Origin of the sequence: Corynebacterium sp. Marseille-Q4381 (genome assembly GCF_036881695.1) — a bacterium.
Lineage (GTDB): Bacteria > Actinomycetota > Actinomycetes > Mycobacteriales > Mycobacteriaceae > Corynebacterium.
This window is the reverse complement of the sequence record NZ_JBAJNR010000001.1, coordinates 39,543-63,335: the sequence shown is the minus strand read 5'-3', so window position 1 is coordinate 63,335 and position 23,793 is coordinate 39,543. Positions and strand designations below refer to the sequence as shown.

23 protein-coding genes are annotated in these 23,793 nt (G+C 65.5%); 18 read left to right on the top strand and 5 right to left on the bottom strand.

What is annotated here, in order from left to right; all coding sequences use genetic code 11:
* Positions 1 to 23 precede the first annotated feature (23 nt).
* On the top strand, positions 24 to 995 hold the full coding sequence (locus V6D40_RS00320; RefSeq protein WP_334265042.1) for a bile acid:sodium symporter family protein: 972 nt from the start codon (positions 24 to 26) through the stop codon (positions 993 to 995).
* On the opposite strand, the gene pdxR is transcribed toward V6D40_RS00320, so the two are convergent.
* The gene (gene pdxR / locus V6D40_RS00315; protein WP_334265041.1) at positions 929 to 2,290 is read right to left on the bottom strand and encodes a MocR-like pyridoxine biosynthesis transcription factor PdxR; all 1,362 of its coding nucleotides are present in this window, start codon (positions 2,288 to 2,290) and stop codon (positions 929 to 931) included. The genes V6D40_RS00320 and pdxR overlap by 67 nt on opposite strands.
* Positions 2,291 to 2,370: 80 nt before the next feature.
* Between pdxR and pdxS the strand changes: the two genes are divergently transcribed.
* Positions 2,371 to 3,246 (top strand): pyridoxal 5'-phosphate synthase lyase subunit PdxS, encoded by an 876-nt coding sequence (gene pdxS / locus V6D40_RS00310; protein WP_334265040.1) that lies wholly within the window; start codon positions 2,371 to 2,373, stop codon positions 3,244 to 3,246.
* Positions 3,247 to 3,256: 10 nt separating this feature from the next.
* On the opposite strand, the gene V6D40_RS00305 is transcribed toward pdxS, so the two are convergent.
* A complete protein-coding gene (locus tag V6D40_RS00305; RefSeq protein ID WP_334265039.1) occupies positions 3,257 to 4,552 on the bottom strand; it encodes an HNH endonuclease signature motif containing protein in 1,296 nt (431 codons plus the stop codon).
* Positions 4,553 to 4,828: 276 nt separating this feature from the next.
* Here V6D40_RS00305 and dop point away from each other — a divergent pair, with 276 nt between their 5' ends.
* Genes dop through V6D40_RS00265 form a run of 8 tightly spaced genes read left to right on the top strand, consistent with a single transcriptional unit; the run spans position 4,829 to position 13,761 of the window.
* Positions 4,829 to 6,340 carry a depupylase/deamidase Dop gene (dop, locus tag V6D40_RS00300; RefSeq protein ID WP_334265038.1) on the top strand — a complete coding sequence of 504 codons (1,512 nt, stop codon included), beginning with the start codon at positions 4,829 to 4,831 and terminating at the stop codon, positions 6,338 to 6,340.
* Positions 6,333 to 6,518 carry a ubiquitin-like protein Pup gene (locus V6D40_RS00295; protein ID WP_334265037.1) on the top strand — a complete coding sequence of 62 codons (186 nt, stop codon included), beginning with the start codon at positions 6,333 to 6,335 and terminating at the stop codon, positions 6,516 to 6,518. Before dop ends, V6D40_RS00295 begins: the two co-directional genes overlap by 8 nt.
* A complete protein-coding gene (pafA, locus tag V6D40_RS00290) occupies positions 6,519 to 7,892 on the top strand; it encodes a Pup--protein ligase (protein WP_334265036.1) in 1,374 nt (457 codons plus the stop codon).
* Entirely contained in the window at positions 7,885 to 8,805 is a 921-nt protein-coding gene (locus V6D40_RS00285) for a helix-turn-helix transcriptional regulator (protein ID WP_334265035.1), read from the top strand. The genes pafA and V6D40_RS00285 overlap by 8 nt, the downstream gene beginning before the upstream one ends.
* A 2-nt stretch (positions 8,806 to 8,807) precedes the next feature.
* Positions 8,808 to 9,740, top strand: a complete 933-nt coding sequence (locus tag V6D40_RS00280) for a helix-turn-helix transcriptional regulator (RefSeq protein ID WP_442891867.1) — start codon at positions 8,808 to 8,810, stop codon at positions 9,738 to 9,740.
* A gap of 5 nt (positions 9,741 to 9,745) precedes the next feature.
* On the top strand, positions 9,746 to 10,030 hold the full coding sequence (gene tatA, locus V6D40_RS00275; RefSeq protein ID WP_334265033.1) for a Sec-independent protein translocase subunit TatA: 285 nt from the start codon (positions 9,746 to 9,748) through the stop codon (positions 10,028 to 10,030).
* A gap of 39 nt (positions 10,031 to 10,069) precedes the next feature.
* Entirely contained in the window at positions 10,070 to 10,999 is a 930-nt protein-coding gene (gene tatC, locus V6D40_RS00270; RefSeq protein ID WP_334265032.1) for a twin-arginine translocase subunit TatC, read from the top strand.
* 5 nt (positions 11,000 to 11,004) lie between these two features.
* Entirely contained in the window at positions 11,005 to 13,761 is a 2,757-nt protein-coding gene (locus V6D40_RS00265) for a DEAD/DEAH box helicase (RefSeq protein WP_334265031.1), read from the top strand.
* Here V6D40_RS00265 and V6D40_RS00260 read toward each other — a convergent pair.
* Positions 13,758 to 14,297 carry a serine protease gene (locus tag V6D40_RS00260; protein WP_334265030.1) on the bottom strand — a complete coding sequence of 180 codons (540 nt, stop codon included), beginning with the start codon at positions 14,295 to 14,297 and terminating at the stop codon, positions 13,758 to 13,760. The genes V6D40_RS00265 and V6D40_RS00260 overlap by 4 nt on opposite strands.
* 31 nt (positions 14,298 to 14,328) lie before the next feature.
* Between V6D40_RS00260 and V6D40_RS00255 the strand changes: the two genes are divergently transcribed.
* From V6D40_RS00255 to V6D40_RS00235, 5 genes are read left to right on the top strand one after another with little or no spacing between them, the layout of a single operon-like run.
* Positions 14,329 to 15,405 carry a M24 family metallopeptidase gene (locus tag V6D40_RS00255; protein WP_334265029.1) on the top strand — a complete coding sequence of 359 codons (1,077 nt, stop codon included), beginning with the start codon at positions 14,329 to 14,331 and terminating at the stop codon, positions 15,403 to 15,405.
* Complete coding sequence (locus V6D40_RS00250; protein ID WP_334265028.1) at positions 15,402 to 16,124, top strand: SDR family oxidoreductase; 723 nt, start codon at positions 15,402 to 15,404, stop codon at positions 16,122 to 16,124. Before V6D40_RS00255 ends, V6D40_RS00250 begins: the two co-directional genes overlap by 4 nt.
* Before the next feature lie 10 nt (positions 16,125 to 16,134).
* Complete coding sequence (locus tag V6D40_RS00245) at positions 16,135 to 16,662, top strand: FxsA family protein (protein WP_334265027.1); 528 nt, start codon at positions 16,135 to 16,137, stop codon at positions 16,660 to 16,662.
* Complete coding sequence (gene lnt, locus V6D40_RS00240; protein WP_334265026.1) at positions 16,663 to 18,189, top strand: apolipoprotein N-acyltransferase; 1,527 nt, start codon at positions 16,663 to 16,665, stop codon at positions 18,187 to 18,189.
* Positions 18,190 to 18,201: 12 nt separating this feature from the next.
* Positions 18,202 to 19,179 (top strand): polyprenol monophosphomannose synthase, encoded by a 978-nt coding sequence (locus tag V6D40_RS00235; RefSeq protein WP_334265025.1) that lies wholly within the window; start codon positions 18,202 to 18,204, stop codon positions 19,177 to 19,179.
* A 6-nt stretch (positions 19,180 to 19,185) separates the two neighbouring features.
* On the opposite strand, the gene V6D40_RS00230 is transcribed toward V6D40_RS00235, so the two are convergent.
* Positions 19,186 to 19,563, bottom strand: coding sequence for an RNA polymerase-binding protein RbpA (locus tag V6D40_RS00230; protein ID WP_334265024.1), 378 nt, complete (start codon positions 19,561 to 19,563; stop codon positions 19,186 to 19,188).
* Positions 19,564 to 19,653: 90 nt separating this feature from the next.
* Here V6D40_RS00230 and V6D40_RS00225 point away from each other — a divergent pair, with 90 nt between their 5' ends.
* Positions 19,654 to 20,001: a hypothetical protein gene (locus V6D40_RS00225; protein WP_334265023.1), complete on the top strand. Its 348-nt coding sequence runs from the start codon at positions 19,654 to 19,656 to the stop codon at positions 19,999 to 20,001.
* A 6-nt stretch (positions 20,002 to 20,007) separates the two neighbouring features.
* Entirely contained in the window at positions 20,008 to 20,706 is a 699-nt protein-coding gene (locus V6D40_RS00220; protein ID WP_334265022.1) for a YceI family protein, read from the top strand.
* A 170-nt stretch (positions 20,707 to 20,876) separates the two neighbouring features.
* Here the strand turns inward: V6D40_RS00220 and V6D40_RS00215 are convergent, their stop codons facing one another.
* Complete coding sequence (locus tag V6D40_RS00215) at positions 20,877 to 22,172, bottom strand: class I SAM-dependent methyltransferase (RefSeq protein ID WP_334265021.1); 1,296 nt, start codon at positions 22,170 to 22,172, stop codon at positions 20,877 to 20,879.
* 132 nt (positions 22,173 to 22,304) lie between these two features.
* Here V6D40_RS00215 and V6D40_RS00210 point away from each other — a divergent pair, with 132 nt between their 5' ends.
* Positions 22,305 to 23,654 (top strand): NAD(P)/FAD-dependent oxidoreductase, encoded by a 1,350-nt coding sequence (locus V6D40_RS00210; protein ID WP_334265020.1) that lies wholly within the window; start codon positions 22,305 to 22,307, stop codon positions 23,652 to 23,654.
* Positions 23,655 to 23,793 lie beyond the last annotated feature (139 nt).

The window sequence follows — 23,793 nt, the reverse complement described above, 5'->3', positions numbered from 1 at the left end:
CACATAACGGACAGGAGGTCACTGTGACCACTCGCGAAGAGGCGGCGGATCGTTCGGCAGCCCTCGCCGTCGCGGCTTTCCCCGCGTTCATCCTCATTGGGTCGATAATCGCGTTTTTCTTTCCGGCGCCGTTTCTGCCATGGACGCAGTACATCACGTACTTCCTCATGATCATCATGTTCGGGATGGGGCTCACCCTCACCATCCCGGATTTCAAGGAAGTCGCCCGGCGGCCAGTGCCGGTGCTGATCGGTGTCGTTGCCCAATTCGTCATCATGCCGGTGGGAGCGGTGGTCGTCGCTAAGCTGCTCGGCCTCAACCCGGCGCTTGCGGTGGGCCTGCTCATGCTCGGCTCGGTGCCGGGCGGCACCTCCTCGAACGTGATCGCCTACCTGGCCAAGGGCGACGTCGCCCTGTCGGTCGCAATGACCAGCGTGTCCACGCTCGTCGCGCCGTTCATGACGCCGATCGTGATGCTGCTGCTCGCCGGCGAGAATGTCGACGTCGATGCCGCGGGTATGGCCAAGACCCTCGCCCAAACGGTGCTCATCCCGGTCATCGGCGGGATCGTCCTGCGCTACGTGCTGGACAGCTGGATGGAGAAGATTTCCCCGGTCCTGCCGTGGATCTCCATCCTCGGCATCGGCGGCGTGGTCTTCCCGACGGTGGCCAAGAACAAGGACGCGCTGCTGCAGGTCGGCGCCATCGTCTTCCTCGCCGTGCTGCTGCACAACGTGCTCGGCTACGTCCTGGGCTACTACGCCGCCAAACTCACCGGCCAGCCCGAAAGCTACCGCCGCACCGTCGCGGTTGAGGTGGGCACCCAATCCGCCGGCCTGTCGTCCGGCATGGCCGGCAAGTTCTTCGCCCCTGAAGCCGCGCTGCCCGGCGCCGTGGCCGCCGTGCTGCACAACATCACCGGCGCGATCTACGCCTGGCTGGTCAGGCGCTCCAGCGTTGCCACCGCTGTCGCGAACTCCGCCTCGTCGAGGTGAGAAAAACTCAAGATCAGTGCGCGGGGCAGCCGGCCCGCCTCGTACCCGGCTTGCGCGAGTAGCGCCTCGAATTCGGCCGTGCGCTCCTCGGACGCGAAGGACACCACGGCGTCTGCGCCGACCGCCCCGGACAGTTCCGCCGCAGCGCCCATCCCCCGCAGCGCCGGGAGCAGGTCGGCCTCGAGCACGTCGCGGCGCGCCGCCAGCCGCGCGTGCACCGCGCGCGTGTTGCGCCGGACGTACCCTCCGCGCAGCAGGTGGGCGACCGCGCGTTGCGTCACGGCGCTCACCGGCATCCCCAGCACCCGGCGCGTCTGCGCCAAGCTCTCCGCGCTGCTTGCCGACGCCACCACATACCCCGCCGCCAACTCCTTCGACAAAAGCGTCGAAAACGTCCCGAGCGTGAACACTTCCGCGCCCTGCGGCGCCTGCGCGGCAAGCGTCGGCTGGGGCGCCGTCCGGTAGTGCAGCTCCGCGTTAAAGTCGTCCTCAATCACCGCCGTGCCGGTGCGCACCGCCCACTCAACCAGCTGTGCACGCCTCGCTGCCGGCATGGTTCCGCCGAGCGGGTACAGGTGCGCTGGCGTCACCAGCACCGCGTCCAGGCCGCCAGGCAGGTGCGCCACCTCAATTCCGCCCACGTCCGTGGCGCATTCAACCAGCTCGTGCCCACCCATCGGGATGATGCGCCGCAGCCCCGGGTGCCCCGGACTTTCCACGCCCACCCGCAACCGCCGCCCGGTCTGCGCAGCGAGCGTGGCCAGGATCAGCATCAGCCCCTCGCGCGAGCCACCGCTGACCACCAGCTGCCCCGGCGCGACATTCAGCCCGCGGGTGAGGCGCAGGTGTTCAGCCACCGCCTCCCGCAGCTCCGGCTGCCCCGACTTGTCCACAGGCCCACCCGGCTCCGCAGCTGCTTCCCGCCACGCCGCGCGCCACGCCGCAGGCCGCACGCCGCCCGCAGCGCTCGGCGCAGGTTTCAGCGACAGCAGCAGGTTGCTTGCCAACGCCACCTCAACCCCACCCGCCGCACCAGCCTGGCCGCTCGCCGCGGGCAGCTCCGGGTGCACTCGAGTCGGCGCCCCCTGGGACGCAAGCAGGTAGCCCTCACTAATCAGCTGGTCGTACGCGGCGACCACGGTCCCGCGCGAGACCCCGAGCTGCGCCGCGAGCGCCCTCGTCGATATCACCGCGTCCCCCGGCATCAAGCTGCCGTCAGCGACCGCGGCCCGAATTCCGGCCGCGATCTGCGCGGGAAGGGGCAGCGGGTGGTTCGCGGTGACGTCGATAAGCACTGTGCCCCTCCAACTGGTACAGAGAAACTATCTAGAACTGGCTCTTGGAATCTACCAGTTGGATAGACAGACTTGTTCGCATGGCTGATTTTTCCGAAGTAAACAAGCAGTTCCTCGGCGGCGTGATCATGGACGTGGTCACGCCCGAGCAGGCCCGTATCGCCGAGGACGCCGGCGCCGTCGCTGTGATGGCGCTCGAGCGCGTCCCCGCCGACATCCGCGCCCAGGGCGGCGTCGCCCGCATGAGCGACCCGGACCTCATCGAGGGCATCATCGACGCCGTCGACATCCCGGTGATGGCGAAGGCGCGCATCGGCCACGTGTACGAGGCGAAGATCCTCGAGCACCTCGGCGTGGACTACATCGACGAGTCGGAAGTGCTAAGCCCAGCCGACTACGTCAACCACATTGACAAGCGCGACTTCGAGGTGCCGTTTGTCTGCGGTGCGACGAACCTCGGCGAGGCGCTTCGCCGCATCAACGAAGGCGCCGCGATGATCCGCTCCAAGGGCGAGGCTGGCACCGGCGACGTCTCCGAGGCCACCAAGCACATCCGCAAGATCACCTCCGAGATCGCCGGCCTGCAGGCGATCTGGGCAGGAAACCGCGACGAGCTCTATGTGGCCGCCAAGGAGCTTCAGGCGCCCTACGACCTCGTAGCTTACGTTGCCGAGCACGGCAGCCTGCCGGTGCCCCTGCTCGTCGCCGGCGGCGTGTCCACCCCCGCCGACGCCGCGTTCATGATGCACCTCGGCGCGGACGGCGTGTTTGTCGGCTCGGGTATTTTCAAGTCCGGCAACCCGGAGGCTCGCGCCAAGGCCGTGGTCGCCGCGACCCGCAACTGGCAGGACATCGCCGCCGTCACCCAGGCTTCCCGCGGGCTCGGTGAAGCCATGGTCGGCATCAACGTCGCCGACCTTCCCGCCCCGCACCGTCTCGCGGAGCGCGGCTGGTAACCCTCAACCTCTAGCCAAAGGTCACCTCGTCGGGGTCGAGGACCATCGGACCTTCGAAGTCCTCCACCCGCTTAGGCAGGCTCCGGCCCTCGGCGACGTACCGGGACCCGTCGAGGAACCTAAACTCGATGTACCCGCTGTTGTTGGCGATGTGCGCAAGACCGTGCGAGACCTTCGAGTGGCAGCTTGAACACAGGGGAATCAGGTTGTCGATGTCGGTTGAGCCCCCATCGACCCACTCGTGAATATGGTGGATCTCCATAAACCGCGAGTGGTTGCACCCGGGCATCGCGCACTGGTACTCCCACTGAGCGAGCAGCGCGGTAACCTGCGCATCTGTGGCGAACCGCTGCTGTCTACCCATATTCAGCGTGAGCCCCTTGCCATCCATGATGTGCCAGCGGCCCAGCGCGTTGTGGAGGTACTGCCGGATCGCGCTCGACGGAGCCTGCGGGTTCGAGGGCATCCACGCCCTGCCGTCCGTCGTGCACATGATGTTCACGTGCGCGCCGGGCGCTCGAAGGGGACTGACCGGGTTCGTGCGCACCATGTCGATCATGGTGACGAATGCGTCGTACATCGCTGACTTCAGCGGCGCCCCGAACCGCGACGGCGGCCGGAGGATCTTCTCCGCACTCATCCCCGGATTGGGGCGCGGCTCGTCCACCATCTTCGCAGGGCACGCCTCTTTAGGAGGTTCGGTCTCGTCACCCTCTTGCGCCCCGTAGGATGCCAGTTCCGCAATCTTGAGGGCAGCCTTGAATTTCTCGCCCTCGACTGGTGGGAGAAGGAAACTACCGGCGATCATCCCGTCGTCGCGAGTGTGGGCGTCCAGATACGGCTCGTCGGGCTTTTCATCGTCATCCTTATCCTCGGGTTCGACGCCGGCGAGGACGCGCCGAAGCTCGGTAAACGTCAGTTCCTTTGCCAGCACGAGGAGCCCTCTCTCGTTGCGCTCATTGATGTACCGGAGCAGCAGCCGCACCGTGGTGTAATCCAGCTCGCCATAGCTAAACGCCGTCTTGAGCATCGGAAACTCCTGGAGTTTCCGCGCCACTCGGACGTACTCGTAGGCAGTGGGGACCGGGTAGTGCAACTCGCGGGCGAGCCAGCTTGCGGTGCTCACCGCGCCGAATGAGTAGGCGAGATCGCTGGCGTCAAACTCCGCTATCTGCTCGAGAAGGTCCGATTTCGTCATGTTCGCCCTCTGGTGAGAGCGCCTGATCGCATCTGCGATCTCATATGCTCGCTTCGACGGCGGTTTGGCGTTGACGTCGAAATCGGTGGCGGTAATCGTGCTGGTCATGGCTATGTTTCCTTTGTTTCAAGGTCCTTTTGGACGGAGTGGATACACCATACAAAACGCACCTAACACACGAAGCCACGAATTAGAACACGCGTTCGCATGAAGAGAAAGCAACCTTCAACCTAAAGTAAAGGGTATTATGCCAGGCATAATCCCCTGGGGTTTTGCGGATACCAGACCCCCAACAGCACCGCCCACACGTTCGATACGCCCTCAACCTCAAGTAGACGGTATTATGCCTCGCATAATTTCCGCCCCCCACTAGGCTGGTGACCCATGGCACGTTTTATGGGCACCGAGACCGAGTACGGCATCACTTGTCCCGACGACCCGACGCTGAGCCCGCTGCTCACCTCCACGCACGCGGTGGTGGCGTACGCGGCGCTGCACACGGCGGCGCGGTCGCGGTGGGACTACGAGGAGGAGGCTCCACTCAAAGACACGCGCGGGTTCGACCTCCAGCGCTACCGCACGGTGCCGGTGGTGGACCCGAACGCGATGGGCGTTGCAAACGTGGTGACCGAGAACGGGGCGCGGTTCTACGTCGACCACGGCCACCCGGAGTACTCGGCGCCGGAGACCTCGAACGCGTTCGACGCGATGGTGCAGGACGCAGCGGGGGACATCTACTTGAACAAGGCGGCCGCCGCGGTCCGCCAGCTCTGGGAACAGCAGGTTAGCGTGCTGAACAAGCACGAGCCGTGCCCGCCGTTGAAGTTCTACAAAAACAACGTCGACGGCAAGGGCCAGTCCTACGGCAGCCACGAGAACTACCTCTACTCCCGCGACACCGACTTCCAGCGCCTGACACAGGCGCTGATGCCGTTCTTTGTCACGCGCCAGGTCATCATCGGCGCGGGCCGGGTGGGCATCGGGCAGGCGAACGAGCGGGCGGGGTTCCAGATCTCGCAGCGCGCGGATTTCTTCGAGCAGGAGATCTCCCTGGAGACAACGCTGAACCGCGGCATCGTCAACACCCGCGACGAGCCGCACGCGGATGCGGAGCGGTTCCGCCGCCTCCACGTCATTGTGGGCGACGCCAACATGAGCCAGTACGCGAACTTCCTCAAAGTCGGCATGACCAAGCTGGTGATCGACGCGATCGAGGCCGGGGTGGATTTCTCGGACCTTGCGCTGAAGAATCCGGTCGCGGAGATCAAAAAGGTCTCGCACGATCCGTCGCTCACCCATGAGCTCCTGCTTGCCGACGCCCGCCTCCTCTCCGCCACCGCCATCCTGCGGGAGTATCGGGATCGTTGTGGGGCGTTGGGGGAGCTGGGGGGCGTCGATAAGCAAGTGCTCCAGCTCTGGGGCGAGATCCTCGACGACCTGGAACGCGACCCGCTTTCAACGGCCGACCGCCTGGATTGGACGGCGAAATGGGCGCTGATCAAGCAGTATGTAGATCGCGGCGTGGATATCGCGGACCCGAAGCTGCAGCTGATCGACATTCAGTACTCCGACATCGATCCCGAGAAGTCGCTGTACCACGCGCTGGTGCGCAAGGGGCGGATGAAAACGATGGTGAGTACCGCGGAGATCGAGCACGCGGCGGTGACCCCGCCGAAAGACTCGCGGGCGTACTTCCGCGGGCGTGTGACCTCAAAGTTCGGCGAGGACATCGCTGCGGCCAGCTGGCAGTCGATCATCTTCCGGGTGGGCGACGAGTTGGTGCGGGTGCCGATGGATACGATCGACTCCTTTACCAAGGAAACCGTCGGCGACGCGCTCGACGCAGCTCATGGGGTGCACGAGCTCATTGACGCGTTAGGGTTACAGCATGGCTAATCAGCAGCAGATCTTCGGCTACCCGGGCGGCGACGACGGCGAGGAGCAAGACCTCGAACAATCGCAGGCGCAGATCAACACCCAGGGCACGGACGATCTCCTCGACGAGATCGACGCGCTGCTGGACACCAACGCCGAGGAGTTCGTCCGCTCGTTCGTGCAAAAGGGCGGGCAGTAGATGTACCCCCGCCGCATCATGGGGGTGGAGACCGAGTTCGGGGTCGCCGCCTACCGCGACGGCAAGGCGGTGTTGACGCCGGAGGAGGTCTCGCGCTACCTGTTCCGCCCGGTGGTGGCGAAGCACCGCAGCTCCAACATCTTCACGGCGAACGGCTCCAGGCTGTATTTGGACGTGGGCTCGCACCCCGAATTCGCCACCGCCGAGTGCGACTCGGTCACCCAGCTGCTCAACTACGACAAGGCGGGCGAGGCAATCTTCAGCGAGCTCGCGGCAAAGGCGGTCGAGTCGCTGGCCGCCGACCGGATCGGCGCCGACGTCTACCTGTTCAAGAACAACGTCGACTCCGCCGGCAACTCGTACGGCGCGCACGAGAACTACCTGATCAGCCGCGACCTGGCGCTGAAATCCTTCGGCAAGCAGCTCCTACCGTTCCTGATCACCCGCCAGCTCATCTGCGGCGCCGGCATGATCCAGAAAGGCCGCTTCGTTATCTCGCAGCGTGCCGACCAGGTGTGGGAGGGCGTGTCTTCGGCCACCACGCGCACGCGCCCGATCATCAACACCCGCGACGAGCCGCACGGCGATTCACACCGGTTCCGCCGCATGCACGTCATTGTCGGCGACTCGAACATGTCCGAGCCCACCTTCGCGCTGAAGATCGGCTCGACGCTGCTGGTCATCGAGATGCTCGAGGCGGGCTTCGACCTGCCGGACTTCGAGCTGGAAAACCCGATCAGCCACATCCGGGATATCGCCGCGGATCCGACGGGCGCCACGGAGCTTGCGCTTAAAGACGGCCGCCTCACCACCGCACTCGACGTCCAACGGCAAACCCTCAGCGCCGCGAAGCGCTGGTTGGAGAACCGCCCGGACGAGGGGACACCGAACGCGGACATGGCCAAGGTGGTGGATCTGTGGGAGCGCACCCTCGACGCGATCGCCTCCCAGGACTTCTCCCGCGTGGACACCGAGATCGACTGGGTAATCAAGCGCAAGCTGCTGACCCGCTACAAGGACAAGCTCGGCGCGGACTGGGACCACCCGAAGCTCGCCCAGATCGACCTGACGTACCACGACATCAACCGCGACCGCGGGCTGTTCTACTTACTGGAGCGCAAAGGCCTCGCCACGCGGTGGACCACGGACGAAACCATCGAGCAGGCCGTGGCGCAGGCACCCGCGACCACGCGTGCAGCTTTGCGAGGAAAATTCCTCCACGCCGTGCGGGAAGCGGGCGCGGATTATAACGTCGACTGGGTGCACCTGAAGATCAACCGCCCGCAGCCCACAAGCGTGGAACTGCTCGATCCGTTCGCCACCCAGGACGAGCGCGTGGACGCCCTTATCGCAGAGGTCACCGGCGGTGAGTGAACGCGACGCCGTCCGCCGCCACGTGAACTTGGTGTTCGCGCTGCTCGGCTCCGACCGCCCCCGCTCCACAGAGTGGGTGCGCGCCAACGTGGACGGCTACGACGGCAACTCCGCTAGCGCCTTCCAGATCATGCTGAAGCGCGATGTCAAGGAGCTTCGCTCCATGTGGGTGCCGATCCAGCTTGAAGACGGCGAACTGTGGCTCAACAAAGACCAATACGAGCTTCAGCCCGTGGAGCTCACCGAGGCGGAGGCGACCGTCGTCGGTCTTGCCGCGGACCTTGCGCAGGGGGCGAACCTCGGCGCGTTCGCGCGATCCGGATGGACGAAGCTCGCCGCCTCCGGCGCAACGCGGGCGTTCGACGCACCGGTGTTGGCGTCAGTGTCCAACGACATCACCCGCCTCGACCCCGAGACGCTGCGCAAACTCGTGGCGGGCGTGCGCAACAAGCTGCGCCTCAAGTTCGATTTCCTGCCCGCGCCGGGAGCGCAGGTCCAGCGGCGCACGGTGGACCCTTGGGGGATCGTGCCGTTGAACAACCGCGCCTACCTCGTCGGATGGGACCTCGACAGGGGCCAGGAGCGGGTGTTCCGCGTGCGCAAAATTTCGAACGTCGCCGGAGTGCAGGGCGCGGACGGTTTTCGGGAGGCCTCGGGGGACTTGCAGGGGATCGTCGAAAAGCAACTGAGCTCCAAGCTTGTCGACGCCACCGTCACCCTAACCCCCGGCACCGGCGATGCACTCGCGAGCCGGGGTAAGCGGGACGGCGACACGATTCAGCTGAGCGGCGTGGACCGCGACTGGCTAGTGCGAACGATTGCGGCGCAGGCGCCGAACGTGACTGCCGTGGAACCCGAGGAGGTTCGCCGCGACGTCGTGGCGCTGCTGAGCCGCGTGGGAGGGCAGGAGTAATGGTGTCGGCGAAGCACGAGCGGCAAGAGCGCACGGTGCGCCTGCTCAACCTGCTGGCGTACGTGCAGAAGCACCCCGACTCCACCGTCATGGAGATGGCGCGCGACTTGGGCTCCGACCCGGTGACAATCCGCGACGATCTCAACATGCTGCACCTGTCCGGCGTGGGCAAACACGGCGGTCAGATGATCGACTTGCAGCACGACTGGGCCAGTGTGCGGATTATCGACAGCCAGGGGTTAGACAAGCCGCTGCGCTTGACTCCCACGGAGGCGAGCGCGTTGCTGCTTTTGCTCGAGTCTTTGGAAACCATGCCCGGGCTTGTGGACAGCGCTGCCGTGGCGTCGGCAGCGGCGAAAATCCGCGCGGTGGCCAGGGGAGCTGGTATCGACGACGCGCAGCAAACCCCGTCCGATTCACCCGCCGACGTGATCCGGCAAGCCCTCGGCGGAGGGCAGCAGCTCACGCTGACCTACTACTCGCAGTCTTCCGACGCGACGACCACCCGCACCGTCAGCCCGATCGACATTTTCCACCGGGACGGGCACACCTACCTGCGCGCGTGGCACGGTGATCAGCTGCGGGTGTTCCGGTTTGACCGGATCCGCGAAGTGGAGCTGAGCGATCTGCCGGCGCAGACGCCGGAGGGCGCGAGCCCAACGTTCGATCCGGACGACCCCTTTAGCCTGGCCACGCGCAAACTGGCGGAACTGAAGGTGCGCTCAGACGCGGCGTGGATCGCCGACTACAAGGACATCGAGCTCGGCTCCGAGGAGCGGGAGGGGTGGCTGCCGGCGACCATGCGCTACGGCAGCGACGACTGGTTGGTCCGCTTCTGCCTGAGCGAGGCTGACCGCGTGCAGTTGGTCAGCCCCGCAAGCCTTGCGCGCGAGGTCGAGGCGCGGGCTGAGGCCGCGCGGAGCGTGTTAGGATAACGTCCATGCCGAACCTCGGACCCAGTGAAATCCTCATTATCCTGCTGATTATCCTGCTGCTTTTCGGTGCGAACAAGCTGCCGGATCTTGCTCGGTCCATGGGCCGCTCCGCGCGCATTTTCAAGTCCGAAGTCAAGGAAATGCGCCGCGAGGACATGGAGGACCCAGCCCCGGCACGCCAGGGTGAGCTGCCGCCGAGCCAGGAAGCCCGCAGCGCGACCCAGACCGCACAACCTGCGCAACCTGATGATTTCTGGGACCGTCCCGAAACGCAGCCCCGCCAGCTCTAAAACGTGGCACGCAAGCGCAAGGCCAATCCCGAAGGGGAGATGACGCTTGTTGAGCACCTGCAGGAGCTCCGGCGCCGCGTCATCGTCTCCCTCGCCGCGATCGTCGTCGGCACGGTGATTGGGTTCATCTGGTATCAAAACGCCATCCCGGGGACGATGCCGCTAGGGGAGATCATCCGCCGACCGTACTGCAACCTCCCGCAGGAACTGCGCGCGGACTTCACCCACGACGGTTCCTGCCGCCTTCTGGCCACCAGCCCGTTTGAAATGTTCATGCTGCGCCTGAAGGTGGGCGCGTTGGCTGGTCTCGTTCTTGCGTCGCCGGTGTGGCTGCTGCAAATTTGGAACTTCATCACGCCGGGTCTGCACAAGAACGAGCGCCGCTACACCTTCACCTTCGTCACGTTAGCGGTGTTGTTGTTCATTGCGGGCGCGTTGCTCGCCTACTTCGTCCTCGACCAGGGCCTTTACGTGCTCATGACCATGGGCGGCGAGGTGCAGGTCGGCGGCTTGACCGGCCAGAGCTACTACAATTTCCTGCTCGGCCTCACTGTTGTCTTCGGCGTGAGCTTCGAGCTGCCGCTGATCGTGGTCATGCTGAACCTCGCAAGCGTGCTGCGCTACGAGCACGTCAAGGACAAGCGGCGCGTGATCATCGTGGGCCTGTTCATCTTCGCGGCGTTCATGACCCCGGGCCAGGACCCCTTCTCCATGGTCGCGCTCGGCACGTCCATGGTTGTCCTGGTCGAGCTGGCGTTCCAGTTCTGCCGGTTCAACGACAGGCGCAAGGAGTCGACGCGCCCTGAGTGGATGGACCTTGACGACGAGACCGCGTCCGGGCCGATCTCAACCGCCCCGATTGCTCCGGCCAGCGGCAGCACGGGCGCCTCTGAAGCGATCCGCCCCGAGCCGATCGAGCGGCCAGCCCCCATCGCCCCAGCGAAGGATATTTTCGAAGACGTACTCTAGGGGGTATGTCCTTTTTCGCGGAATTCCAGGCGCAGAAACCGTTCCCGCTCGACCCGTTCCAGATCGAGGCGTGCACCGAGGTCGAAGCGGACCGCGGGGTGCTGGTCTGCGCACCCACGGGATCGGGCAAAACAATTGTCGGCGAATTCGCCGTCGCCCTTGCGCTGTCGCGGGGCACCAAGTGCTTCTACACAACGCCGATTAAAGCCTTAAGCAACCAGAAGTACCACGACCTCGTCGCCGAGCACGGCAGCGACGCAGTGGGGCTGCTCACCGGCGACGTGTCCATCAACGGCTCCGCCGACGTGGTGGTGATGACGACCGAGGTCCTGCGCAACATGATCTACGCGAAGTCGCCGCAGCTCGACCGGCTTTCGCACGTGGTGATGGACGAGATCCACTACCTCGCCGACATCGACCGCGGCGCGGTGTGGGAAGAGATCATTCTCAACTTGGACGACTCGGTAAACCTGATTGGCTTGTCCGCAACCGTGTCGAACTCGGAGGAGTTCGGCGAGTGGCTCGCCGCCGTCCGGGGCGACACCGCCATCATCGTCTCAGAGCACCGCCCAGTGCCGCTGAGCCAGTACATGATGGTCGGCCGCAAGATCTTCCCGCTTTTTGAACCCGGGGAAGACACCGTGAACGACGACCTCGTCCACGCCATCGCCCGCATCGAGCAGGGATCGCACGACGAGGGCCGAGAAGACTACGAGCAGGGACGGGGGTTCCGGTCCCGCGCGGCCGGTCGCCGCAGCGGCAGGGAGCGGGGACAAGACCGGGTCCGCCCCGTCGGCAGGCCGGAAGTAGTCCAAGCCCTGCAAGGCCGCGACATGCTGCCGGCAATCATTTTCATCTTCTCCCGCGCCGGCTGCGACGGCGCCCTGTTCCAGTGCCTGCGCTCGCGCAAGGAGCTCACCACACCCGAAGAGCAGGAGCAGATCAAGGCGATTATCGACGACGGCGTGAAAGACATTCCCGAAGAAGACCTCCAAGTTCTGAACTACCGCCAGCTGCGCACCGCGTGGGTGCGCGGTTTCGCCGCCCACCACGCCGGCATGCTTCCCGCTTTCAAGCACATCGTCGAGCAGCTTTTCGTCCGCGGGCTGGTCAAGGTCGTCTTCGCTACCGAGACCTTGGCGCTGGGTATCAACATGCCGGCGCGAACTGTTGTGCTGGAGAAAATGGTGAAGTTCAACGGCGAGGCGCACGTCGACCTCACACCAGGCCAGTACACGCAGCTGACGGGCCGCGCTGGGCGTCGCGGCATCGACCACATCGGCAACGCGGTGGTGCAGTGGGCACCCGCGATGGATCCGCGCGAGGTCGCGGGGCTGGCGTCGACCCGCACCTACCCGCTGATCTCCCCGTTCACGCCCGGCTACAACATGGCGATCAACATGCTCGGCATGAACGGCTACGAGGACTCCATCAGACTCATCGAGCAGTCCTTCGCCCAGTTCCAAACGGACCGCTCCGTGGTTGGTGAAGTCCGCGACATCGAGCGCCGCGAGGCCAAGGTGGACAAGCTGCGCGAGCAGCTCGAGCGCGACGTGGCGACGTACGCGCTGCCCGTGGGCGAGGGCGACGACCCTGCCGAACTGTTGGTCGAGTACCTGCAGCTGCGGCGCGACCTGACGGACGCGGAGAAGGAAGCGCGCCGGGCCTCGCTGAGTGACCGCGAGGTGGAAACGCGGAAGATTCTGGCTCGCCTGCAGGTGGGCGAAGTCATCGCCATTCCGGGCAACAAGATGCCGGAACTCGCCGCGGTTGTTCAGCCGGCGGGTCGCCCCGACGACCCAAGGCCGTGGGTCACTACCGAGCGCGGCTGGTCGGGGCGCATAGGTGTGGACACCTTCCGCAACCCGCCGATCCCGGTGGGCCGGATCAAGGTGCCGCGGCACATGCAGGAGCAACCGAGGAAGCACACGCGAAAGGTTGTGGACATGCTGCACCGCGGCAACTTCACAGCGCCCCGGAAGATGCGGGAGCAAGCCCGGACCCGCCCGAACAAGCAGGTCCTCGCGCTGCGGGAGGCGATCCGGCACCACCCGGCGCACGAGTGGCCGGCAGCAAAGCGCGAGATGCTGGCGCGCGTCGGTGAGGAGCTGGTGCGCGAGGAGCGCAAGCTTATCCGCGTGAAGGACCGGGTGGATTCCAGCACCGACACGCTCGGCCGCCACTTCGAGCGCATCATTGGGCTGCTGACTGAGATGGACTACGTCGAGGTTGTCGACGGCGAGGCGCAGGTCACCGACGAGGGCGAGCGCCTCGCCCGCATCCACAACGTCTCGGACCTGTTGGTGGCGCAGTGCCTCAAGCGCGGCATCTGGGACGATCTCGACCCGGCCGAGCTGGCCGGGGTCGCATCGATGGTGGTGTTCGAGAATCGCAAGTCCACTCATGGCTCTCCAGAGGCCGCGACGGAGCGGATGGCCGAGGCGATGAACGAAACGCAGCGCATCTACGGCGAGCTGGTCTCCGACGAGCAGCGCCACCACCTGCCGCCGACGAGGCTGCCGGATGCCGGCTTCGCACTGTCCATCCACCAGTGGACGGCCGGGGCGCCGCTCGGGTACGCGCTCGCCGCGGCGGCCGAATCGGGCGCGGAACTGACCCCCGGCGACTTCGTCCGCTGGTGCCGCCAGGTGATCGATCTACTGGAGCAGATCCACAACACCGGGTACTCGGACGAGATCCGGCGCAACGCGAGCCGCGCCGTCGAAGCGATCCGCCGCGGTGTGGTGGCGATTGGCAACTAGCTGAGAAGCGACACCGTGGCCAGCCCGAGGTTGCGGCCGAACGGGTCCAGAATGAGGGACTGCACGGCAACGACCCGGCCGTCTGCGATCACAGGGCCGCCCGAATCGCCCTTGATCGCGCGCGGGGCGTTCGCGATGAGTCCTGCCGGGCGCACGACGGTGGTGCCGCTGCGCGAGACCGCGAACGGCAGCGTAGTAATGAACCTGCCGACGCGGGCTGCGGGTTGGCGGGCGCGGCCGCCAAAGCCGAAGGTCACTGTGGGTGTGAACGGTTTCGGCGGGGTACCAAACCGGGGAAACGGCTGCGCCGTCTCCACGGGGGAGTCCAGGTGCACCACCGCGATGTCGGTGTGGGAGTAGAACTCGACGGCGCGGGCGCGGCGCGTAACACCGGACACAGCGCAACGCACAGCCGCCGCGTCCGCGGACGCGAGGAAGTGGCCGCACGTGAGCACTGTCTCCGGCCCGATGAGAGTTCCGCTGCAGTAGCCGCCGGGGGCGGTGATGCGGACAAGGTGGGCCGGGGAGAAGTGCACTTCGCCAATGGTATCGACCTACGATGTCGCTATGCCGTTTTTCAGTGACGAGGTCTACGCCGCGCGCCGCGCGGCGCTGCAGCAGCAGGTGAGCGGGGGCGGGGGCTACGTGGTCGGCGCGGGTGCCGAGCTGGCGTACCTGACGGGGTTTCACGGCAGCTCGCATGAGCGCCTCACCGCCCTGGTGGTGACGAAGGACGCGCTAACCCTCCTCGCCCCGCTGACTGATGTGGAGACGGTCTCGAACGAGGCGTCGCTGGTGGGCGTTGACGTGGTTGGGTGGGGAGATGGTGAGGATGTGTACGGGATCGTCGCAAAGCACCTGCCCCCTGGGCCAGCTCGTCTGACCGCGTCGCTGACAGCGGACCACGTGTTTGAGCTGCAGGCGAAGGTGGGCGACGCCCAGCTTGCGGCGGCGGACTTCGCGGTGAAAGACGAGGGTGAAATCAGCGAGCTGGCACGAGCCGGCGCGGCGATCGACCGCGTCCACGGGCAAGTGCCGGAGCTGCTTCTGCCCGACCGGACTGAGGCGCAGGTGGCGGAGGACCTCACGGAACTGATCGCAGCTGAGCACCATAGCGTCGACTTCGTCATCGTCGGCTCCGGTGCGAACGGGGCGAACCCGCACCACGAGTTCTCGCAGCGCACACTTCGGGTGGGCGACCCGGTGGTAGTCGATATCGGCGGCACGCTTTCATCCGGGTACCACTCGGACTGCACGCGGACGTACGTGGTCGGCGGCGCTGGCGCGGGCGAGGAGTTCGCTGATGCCTTCCGCGCTGTGCTCGACGCGCAGGAGGCCGCGGTGGGCGCCGCGCGGCCCGGGATGACCGCAGGCGAGCTCGACGCGGTCGCGCGGGAGTGCCTCGACGCGGCGGGTTACGGCCAGCGGTTCACCCACCGCCTCGGCCACGGGATTGGGCTTGCGGTCCACGAACAGCCGTTTATCATCGCGGGCAACGACACCGTGCTGCGGGAAGGCATGGCCTTCTCAATCGAGCCCGGGGTGTATCTGCCCGGCAAGTTCGGTGTGCGCATCGAAGACATCGTGGTGCTCGAGGCCGGTGGAGCGCGGCGCCTCAACAACGTGACCAGGAGCCTGCGGTGAGCCAGGGGACAATTCTGCTGCTCGGGGCGACCAGCGACATTGGCGGCGAGGTAGCGCTTCGGCTGTGCCCGGGCCGCGACGTCGTACTCGCCGCGCGCGATATCTCCCGGCTCGATGAAGTGGAGCACAAGCTTGCCGACGCCGGCGCCCGCCGCGTACAGCGCGTGACCTTTGAGGCGACTGACTTCTCATCACACCGGCAGCTCGTGCGATCCGTTCCAGACCTGACCACAGCCATCGTCGCGTTCGGCATCCTGGGGGACCAGGAGCTCGCAGAGCGGGACGAGCGCGAGGTGGTGCGCATCGCCACGGTCGACTACACAGCCCAGGCGTCCATGCTCACCGTGCTGGCGGACGAATTGGAGCGCGGCGAGATCTTCACGTTCTCCTCCATCGCCGGGTGGCGGGCGCGCCGGGCGAACTACGTCTACGGCTCGACGAAGGCAGGCCTCGACGCGTTCTGCCAGGGGCTAGCGGACCGCCTCCACGGCACCCCGCTCAACCTGATCACGGCGCGCCCCGGGTTCGTCATCGGGTCGATGACTGAGGGGATGAAGCCTGCGCCGTTGTCGGTGACTCCTGATGTGGTGGCGGATGCGGTGGTGGCTGCGTCGACAAGCAACAAAAGCTCCACCGTCTGGATCCCGCGGTCGCTGGCCCTGCTTGCCTTCGTCATGCGGCGGGTGCCGCGTCGGCTGTGGCGTCACGCGCCAAGGTAATCTATGCCGCATGCCGCTGATCTTCTTCGCTTATTTCTTTGTTGAGGTCCTCGCCTTCATCGGCGTGGCCAAATGGATCGGCCTGGGGTGGGCGTTCCTCGCCATCTTTTTGTGCATGCTGCTCGGCGGCGTCGCGACCAGCCTCTCCATGCGCTCCGCGCTGTCTTCCGCCGCGCAGGGCCGCACGTCGATAGGCCAGCTCGCCGGCGACTCGGCGCTGCTTCTGGTGGGCTGGTGCCTGTGCGTGGTGCCGGGGTTCGTCTCCACTGTCTTGGGCCTGTTGACGGTGTTTCCGCCCACGCGCGGGTTGATTCGCCGCGGCATCACCACACGCGCGCAGCGCAAAATCGACGACTTCAGCATGCAGGTCTTCAACGCCTCCCCGCTGGCGAAGCGCACCACCAGTTACGGCTCGTTCACGCAGCCTGCTCAGTCGCACGAGGTGATCGACGCCGAGGAACTCGAGGAGATGTACCGCATGGACAGCCCCGGCGAGGACGGGCCTGAGGCGGGCAGGCGCCCCGGAAGCGGGGCGTAAGTGGACGCGTTCCTACGCTTCGGCTTCGCGGCGATCGCCGGGTGGCTGGTCTACCTCTCGTACGAGCCGCACGGGTACTTCCTCCTCGGCATCGCCGGCATCGCGCTGTTCTATTTGGCGCTGGCGCCGTGGCGCACCAGCCGCCCCTCGGCTGGGTACGGCGCGCTGCTGGGGTTTACGCACACGCTGTTCTGCTATCTCTTTCTGCTGCCGTGGGTCGGCGAGTTCGTCGGCGCGATGCCGTACATCGCGCTGTCTATCTTCCTCGCGCTCTACGGCATCCTGACCGGCGTCTTCGGCGTACTGGTCGCTCGTTGGCGCTACGGCTTCGCGGCGTTCGCGCTGGTGTACGTCGCGGTTGAGTTCCTGCGCTCGTCGTTTCCCTTCGGCGGGTTCGCCTGGGTGCGCCTCGCCTGGGGCCAGATCAACGGGCCGCTCGCCGCGCTCGCGTCGTGGGGCGGGCCTGCGCTGGTCACGTTCGCGGCGGCGCTGGCGGGGGCCGGTTTCATCGGAGCGGTCCAGCGCAACGGCCGGGCACGGGCAACCGCCGCCGCGTGCGCGATCGGTCCGCTCGCGCTCGGGTTGTTGGCAGGGCTCGGTGTCCACGATGTTGAAAGCGGACAGAATAGCGGCACCGTGCGCGCCGCCGCCGTTCAAGGCAACGTGCCGCGCATGGGGCTGGACTTCAACGCGCAGCGCAGGGCGGTGCTGGCAAACCACGTGCACGAGACGCAGATGCTTGCCGACGCCACCCGCAACAACCCCCTCGACCTCGTCATATGGCCCGAGAACTCGTCCGACGTGAACCCGTTCGCTGACGCGGAGGCCGCAGCGCTCGTGGCTGAGGCGGTCGACGCGGTGGACGCGCCGGTGCTCGTCGGCACGCTCACCCGCGACGAGGTGGGCGCGCGCAACACAATGGTCGTCTTCGACCCCGATACCGGGGCGGGGGACTACCACCACAAGCGGTTCCTCCAGCCGTTCGGCGAGTACATGCCCATGCGCGACTTCTTCCGCAACTTCTCCGACCTCGTGGACCTGGCCGGCGATTTCAAGCCGGGCGACGGCCCGGGCGTCGTCTCGATGGGCGGCGTCAACGTCGGCATCGCCACTTGTTACGAGGTGGCGGAAGACCCCGCGTACCGCATCGCGGTGCGAAACGGCGCGCAGATTCTGACGACACCGACGAATAACGCCACCTTCGGGTTTACAGACATGACGTACCAGCAGCTGGCGATGAGCCGCCTGCGGGCCATTGAGCTGGACCGCGCCGTGATCGTCGCCGCGACCTCGGGCGTCTCCGCCATCGTGCATCCGGACGGCACGGTCTCCCAGCACTCGGAGATTTTTACGCCCGCGTTTCTGGTGGAGGAGCTACCCCTGCGCGACCGCGTTACCCCGGCCGTGCACATCGGCTCCGCGGTGGAGTGGCTGCTTGTTATCGCGGGCCTCGCCGTAGCGGTCACCGCGCTGACCACCACGAGGCGCGAGTATGCTGCTTCGGGTACACAGCTTGAACAACGATAAAGGAGCACCACCGTGTCGAACTCGACGTTGGTGATCATACCCACCTACAACGAGGTGGAGAACCTGCCGCTGATTATCGGCCGCGTCCTCGCCGCCAACGACGACGTCGACGTGCTGGTCGTCGACGACAACTCGCCCGACGGCACAGGTGACAAGGCCGACGAGCTCGCCGCCGAGCACGACGAGGTCAACGTCCTGCACCGCCGCGGTAAAGAAGGTCTCATGGCCGCCTACCGCGCGGGGTTCCGCTGGGCGCTTGAGCGCGACTACCAGGTGATTTGCCAGATGGACGCCGACGGTTCGCATGCGCCGGAGGAGCTTTCAAGGCTTATCGACGCCCTGTCAAACGGCGCCGACCTCGCCATCGGATCCCGCTACGTCGACGGCGGCGAGGTGAAGAACTGGCCGAAGAGCCGGTACCTTTTGTCCAAGCTGGGCAACCGCTACGTCGCTCTAGCGCTCGGCGACGAAGTCGGTGACATGACCGCCGGCTACCGCGCGTTCCGCCGCGAAGTGCTGGAGCAGATCGACCTGGACACGCTGTCCGAGAAGGGCTACATCTTCCAGGTTGAGGTGGCGCACCGGGTGATTGGCGACGGCTTCGATGTGCGCGAGGTGCCGATCACCTTCGAGGACCGCAAGCTCGGCGAGTCCAAGCTCGACCCGAGCTTCGCCGTCACCTCTCTGGCCGAGGTGACGAAGTGGGGCGCGTCTGAACGCGTCGCCACCGCCACCGACCTCACGAAGCAGATCGCTTCGACCGCCAGCTACGAGTACCGCCACTCTGGCCTGCCAAAGGCGGGCGGTAAGCTGAAGGGCGCGGCCGGCAACGCCGCGAACGCGGCTGCAGAAATAGCGAAAGTGGGCAAGCACGAGCTTGCCCACTCAAAGGTGCCGCAGCTGCCGTCCCGCGCCGTCCATGCCGTCAGAGATAGGCTAGCAGCGGCTACCGAGTTCACCCGCGTCGCAGTGCGGGAACTGCGGAAGTAGCTGAGCTTACGCCTCTTCGGAGGCTTGCTGCTCCTTCGCCATCTTCGCCGCGTTGCGGCGGCGCTTGCGCAGCTGCTCGAGGCGCTCCTCCAGAAGGACGTCGAGCTCTTCAATGCTGCGGCGCTCCAGCAGCATGTCCCAGTGGGTCCGCGGGGGCTTCGCCGGCTTCGCCTCGACGCCTTCACCTTCCATCAAGGTGCCCACCTGGCCGTTCTTGCACATCCACTCTTCGGGGATCTCGGCATCGTCCGCGAAAGGCACCTCGAAGACCTCGCCGTTCGGGGTCTTGTACTTCGCCATCTGGCGGGGCGCCAGGTCGTGATCGCGGTCGGTTTCGTAGCTCACTGCACCCATGCGACTTCCGCGCAGAACACGATCAGCCATGCTGTTCAACTTCCCTTCGGTTGGTAGCTATCAGTCGAAACATTATAACGGTCTAGGTGGCGCGATTGTTCCCTGCTACGATGAATCGCCGTGACAGCCGCGACACCTAGCTCGAACAAGCGCGCTCCCGTCTGCCAGTGGTGCGGCCGCGAGCTCGCTGAACAGCAGGGGAGGGGCCGCAAACGCAAGTACTGCGGACCCAGCTGTAAGCAGCGCGCCTACGAGCACCGCAACAGCGTCAGCAACACCGGGATCACTGAGGGATCGATCGTGCTGCGGCCCGAGCGCGTCGACGAGATCCGGGACGAGTTGTACGAGTTGCGGTGCGCCGCCGAGGACGTACAGACCGCGGTGACCGAGGGGGCAGAACCCTCTGAAATTCGTCACCTTTGTGACGAATTAGTTACCCTAGCCGTAAGAATTGAGAAGTTGAGGTAGGAGACCATGGCCCAACAGAAGAAGAAGCAGACAGTGCTGATCGTCGCGGTGTCGATCTTCATCGTGCTCGCAGTACTCGTTGCCATGGTTCCGCTGTTCCTAAACATGCTCGGCTCGGGCGTGAAGACCGGGGGCATCGACGACTCGGCGCTGCGCGAGGCAACAACCGAGGTTGACGGCGAGTGGACGGTGTCGAACCGGCCCTCAGCCAACCGCTCAGCCGCCGGATTCACCTTTAACGAAGTCCTGCCGGGCGAGCGCCGCGAGACCTCCGGCTCGACCCAAGGCGTGTCGGGTCACGTGACCATCGCTGATTCCACGGTTACCGCGGGCGAAATCGTTGTCGACATGACCAACATCACCACTGACAGCGACGTGCGCGACAACAACGTGCGCAACAAGATCTTCCACACGGACAAGTTCCCAGAATCCACGTTCGCGCTTACTCAGCCCGCGGACATTTCCAGCGTTGGCGGCAACGGAACCGTGAGCCAGATCGAACTGACCGGCGACATGACGATCCACGGCGAGACCCGGTCGATCACGCACACCTTCGACGTCGCCCGCTCGGGCGACAACCTGGTCATCGCCGGCAACGTACCGATCAACCGTCTCGACTACGGCGTGGAAACGCCGGAGCTTGTTGCCGCGAAGATCGCCGAGGAAGGCGAGATCAACATCCGCCTGAACCTGACCAAGGAGTAGCAGTTATTACGTAACGTGACGGAATAACCGCGGGGTGGCCATGCCTGAGGGCGAGGGATCCCTGGGGCGATTATGCCGCGCATAATACCGTTTACTTGAGGTTGAAAGTGCACCTACTTCCACACCACTACCGATAAATGTCCGATAATGTACATTATGTCAAGTAAGGCTTATCTCCCGCGTCTGCTCCGGCGCACCATGGTAACTTGAGCCAGATTCAGCATCCCCTGCCGCGTGAGCGCTTCACGGAGTGCGAGCTGCCAGCGCCAGAGTCTGCGGTAGACGATGTCGAATCCGTCTGCGGCGGCGTCGCGAAGGTGCGTCTCGAATGTGGCGCGCTGCAGCTTGAGCGACTCGGCAAGGTGCTCTGGCGCGCGCGACTCTGCGATGACGCGCAGGCCGGTGTTTCGATCAACGAGTTTGGAAAGCTGCTCGGCGGTCATCAGCGACAGGCCCGGCCAAACGTACGCCCGGAGCGTCATCAGGGACGCCTTCGCTGCAGCTGACAGGGAGTCCTCTGCCAGCACGGACTGCACGACGATTCGTCCGCTCGGCGCCAGAACGGCGTCGGACTCCCGCAACCACACCCTCTGGTCCGCCGGCGCCAGCGTCTCTAGGTGCTCGAACGACGCAATCGCGTCGTAGGCGAAGCGGTGCTCAATCTCGGCTTCCGTAATGACGCAGACAGACTGGTCAACGCCTTGCAGGACGAGCTGGTCGGACAACAGCTGTTTCGTGCCGCCGTCAGAGACGACGCAGTCTACGGCTGCTCCGCGGCGCGATGCCTCAAGCAAGACGGTCGCGCCGCAGTTTGGTTGGATAAGGAGGTGGGTGCCGGTGGAGATTTGGGCGGCGTCGATAAGCATCTGCCCGCTGCGCTGCTGCGCGTCCGCGAGGTCCGCACGGTCCACCTCGAGCGGGTGGCCGTATTCCGTCACATCGACGTAATGCCTGGCGGGCTCACTGCCCCTGCCGGCGCCGGGGGCGAAAGATTTCACCATCTTGCGCTGGGTGGTCGGCACACCGGTCGCGAAATGGCCCTGGAACGGGCTCGTGCCGTCGCCGGAGTAATGGGAAATCAATTCGGCCGGCTGCTCTCCCCCTGCGGACGCTTCGACTGGCCGGATGCGCGGCGTGCGAGGGTGGTAGTTTGCCGCGACGAGTGCGCGCAGGACATCCACCAGCCCGTCTGATGTGCCGGTCTCCCACTCTCCTGCCAGGTAGCCCTCCAACAGCCCCACCCATCCGGCGGCTGCGACACGGGTGAACACCGTGTCATTGTGGACGCGGAGATCGGGCTCGTCGCCGTCAAGCCGAAGCCCCGCCCGGCTCGCCGCGGCCGCAAACGCCGCCTCCGCGCGTTGCGCTCGTAGCGACTCGGCGCGCACCCTAGGAACGGTCGCGACGCCGGGCCACGTCTGCGGATCAATGGCCGAGAGGTGGTCGTACCCGTCATCAGAGCTCATCACCCGATCGATAGTAACGGCCGCGGTGGCGGGCGGGCCGGTTCCCACGCACACGAAACTGTGACGGATCGCACTATGGGGCGTACTATCTACGAAGGTATTCTGAACGCTTCCTTCAAGGAGATAAAACCCATGGCAGATCGGCCCATCCGCCCCGCTGGCAACCGCCACCACGTCGTCATTATCGGCGCTGGCTTTGGTGGCCTCTCCGCGGCCCGCTCGCTCGCGGACGCTGACGTGGACGTGACTCTGATCAACCGCACCAACCACCACCTCTTTGCACCCTTGCTCTATCAGGTGGCGACCGGCATCCTGTCGTCCGGCGAGATCGCGCAGTCCGTCCGCCAGCTCACCCGCGGCCAGGACAACGTTCGCGTCGTGCGAGCTGACGTGCAGACCATCGACACCGACGCGCAGACTGTAACCGCCCTCGACGCCGGCGAAACTCTCGAGTTCTCCTACGACTCCCTCATCCTCGCGGCTGGAGCGGGTCAGTCATACTTCGGTAACGACCACTTTGCCGAGTTTGCGCCGGGCATGAAGACTGTCGACGACGCGCTGGAGATCCGCGCGCGCATCAACGACGCGTTCGAGCGCGCTGAGCACGCCACCGACCCGAATGAGCGCGAGAAGCTACTCACCTTCGTCATTGTCGGCGCTGGTCCGACTGGTGTTGAGCTCGCCGGCCAGGTTGCGGAGCTCGCCCACCGCACCCTGAAGAAGGGTGAGTACTCCTACAGCACGGAGGCAGCCAAGATCGTGCTTATCGACGGCATGCCGCAGGTACTCCCCCCGTTTGGCAAGCGACTGGGCAAGAAGGCTCAGCGCCAGCTTGAGCGCGAGGGCGTCACCGTCGTCCTCAACGCTCTGGTCAGCAATGTCGACGCCGACTCCGTGACCTACAAGGACACGAAGACGGAGCAGGAGACCACAATCCAGGCCGCGACCAAGATCTGGTCCGCAGGCGTAGAAGCCTCTCCCCTGGGCCGCATTGTCGCCGAGCAGGCGGGCGTCGAGGTTAACCGCAACGGCACCGTGCAGGTCAACCCGGACTGCTCCGTGGGCGAGAAGCGCAACGTCTTCATCATCGGTGACATGATGAGCCTGAACAAGCTTCCGGGCGTTGCGCAGGTCGCGATCCAGTCGGGCGACTACGTGGGCAACCTGATCAAGGATCAGGTTGCCCACGAGGTGGAGCCTGACCAGCGTGAGCCGTTCGACTACTTCGACAAGGGCTCCATGGCCATCATCTCCCGCTTCAACGCTGTGGCGAAGATTGGCAAGGTCGAGTTCACCGGCTTCATCGCCTGGCTGATGTGGCTGATCGTCCACGCGCAGTTCCTCGAGACGAACCGCAGCCGCGTCGTCTCCGCCTACACCTGGCTGCGCAACGCCCTCGGCACGCGTCGCTACAATCTGGCGTCCACAGACGGCGAGCTGGAGCAGCGCCTAGCCCGGCAGAACAAAGCCGAGAACAACTAAAACTCCACACGTCACCGCCCGGTAACCGCGTCGCAGCAGGTCACCGGGCGGTTTTTAATGTGCCTAAGCTCACGTCAATCATATTATCTTTCGAGATGGTCACCCTCGTATACTGAATGGCAAGCGGTAAGCGCTTTAA

Excerpts from the sequence above, each read along its gene's own strand:
- pdxS (WP_334265040.1), top strand. The coding sequence starts at position 2,371 with ATGGCTGATTTTTCCGAAGTAAACAAGCAGTTCCTCGGCGGCGTGATC.
- V6D40_RS00305 (WP_334265039.1), bottom strand. The coding sequence starts at position 4,552 with ATGACCAGCACGATTACCGCCACCGATTTCGACGTCAACGCCAAACCG.
- dop (WP_334265038.1), top strand. The coding sequence starts at position 4,829 with ATGGCACGTTTTATGGGCACCGAGACCGAGTACGGCATCACTTGTCCC.
- V6D40_RS00295 (WP_334265037.1), top strand. The coding sequence starts at position 6,333 with ATGGCTAATCAGCAGCAGATCTTCGGCTACCCGGGCGGCGACGACGGC.
- pafA (WP_334265036.1), top strand. The coding sequence starts at position 6,519 with ATGTACCCCCGCCGCATCATGGGGGTGGAGACCGAGTTCGGGGTCGCC.
- tatA (WP_334265033.1), top strand. The coding sequence starts at position 9,746 with ATGCCGAACCTCGGACCCAGTGAAATCCTCATTATCCTGCTGATTATC.
- tatC (WP_334265032.1), top strand. The coding sequence starts at position 10,070 with ATGACGCTTGTTGAGCACCTGCAGGAGCTCCGGCGCCGCGTCATCGTC.
- V6D40_RS00265 (WP_334265031.1), top strand. The coding sequence starts at position 11,005 with ATGTCCTTTTTCGCGGAATTCCAGGCGCAGAAACCGTTCCCGCTCGAC.
- V6D40_RS00255 (WP_334265029.1), top strand. The coding sequence starts at position 14,329 with ATGCCGTTTTTCAGTGACGAGGTCTACGCCGCGCGCCGCGCGGCGCTG.
- V6D40_RS00245 (WP_334265027.1), top strand. The coding sequence starts at position 16,135 with ATGCCGCTGATCTTCTTCGCTTATTTCTTTGTTGAGGTCCTCGCCTTC.
- V6D40_RS00230 (WP_334265024.1), bottom strand. The coding sequence starts at position 19,563 with ATGGCTGATCGTGTTCTGCGCGGAAGTCGCATGGGTGCAGTGAGCTAC.
- V6D40_RS00220 (WP_334265022.1), top strand. The coding sequence starts at position 20,008 with ATGGCCCAACAGAAGAAGAAGCAGACAGTGCTGATCGTCGCGGTGTCG.
- V6D40_RS00215 (WP_334265021.1), bottom strand. The coding sequence starts at position 22,172 with ATGAGCTCTGATGACGGGTACGACCACCTCTCGGCCATTGATCCGCAG.
- V6D40_RS00210 (WP_334265020.1), top strand. The coding sequence starts at position 22,305 with ATGGCAGATCGGCCCATCCGCCCCGCTGGCAACCGCCACCACGTCGTC.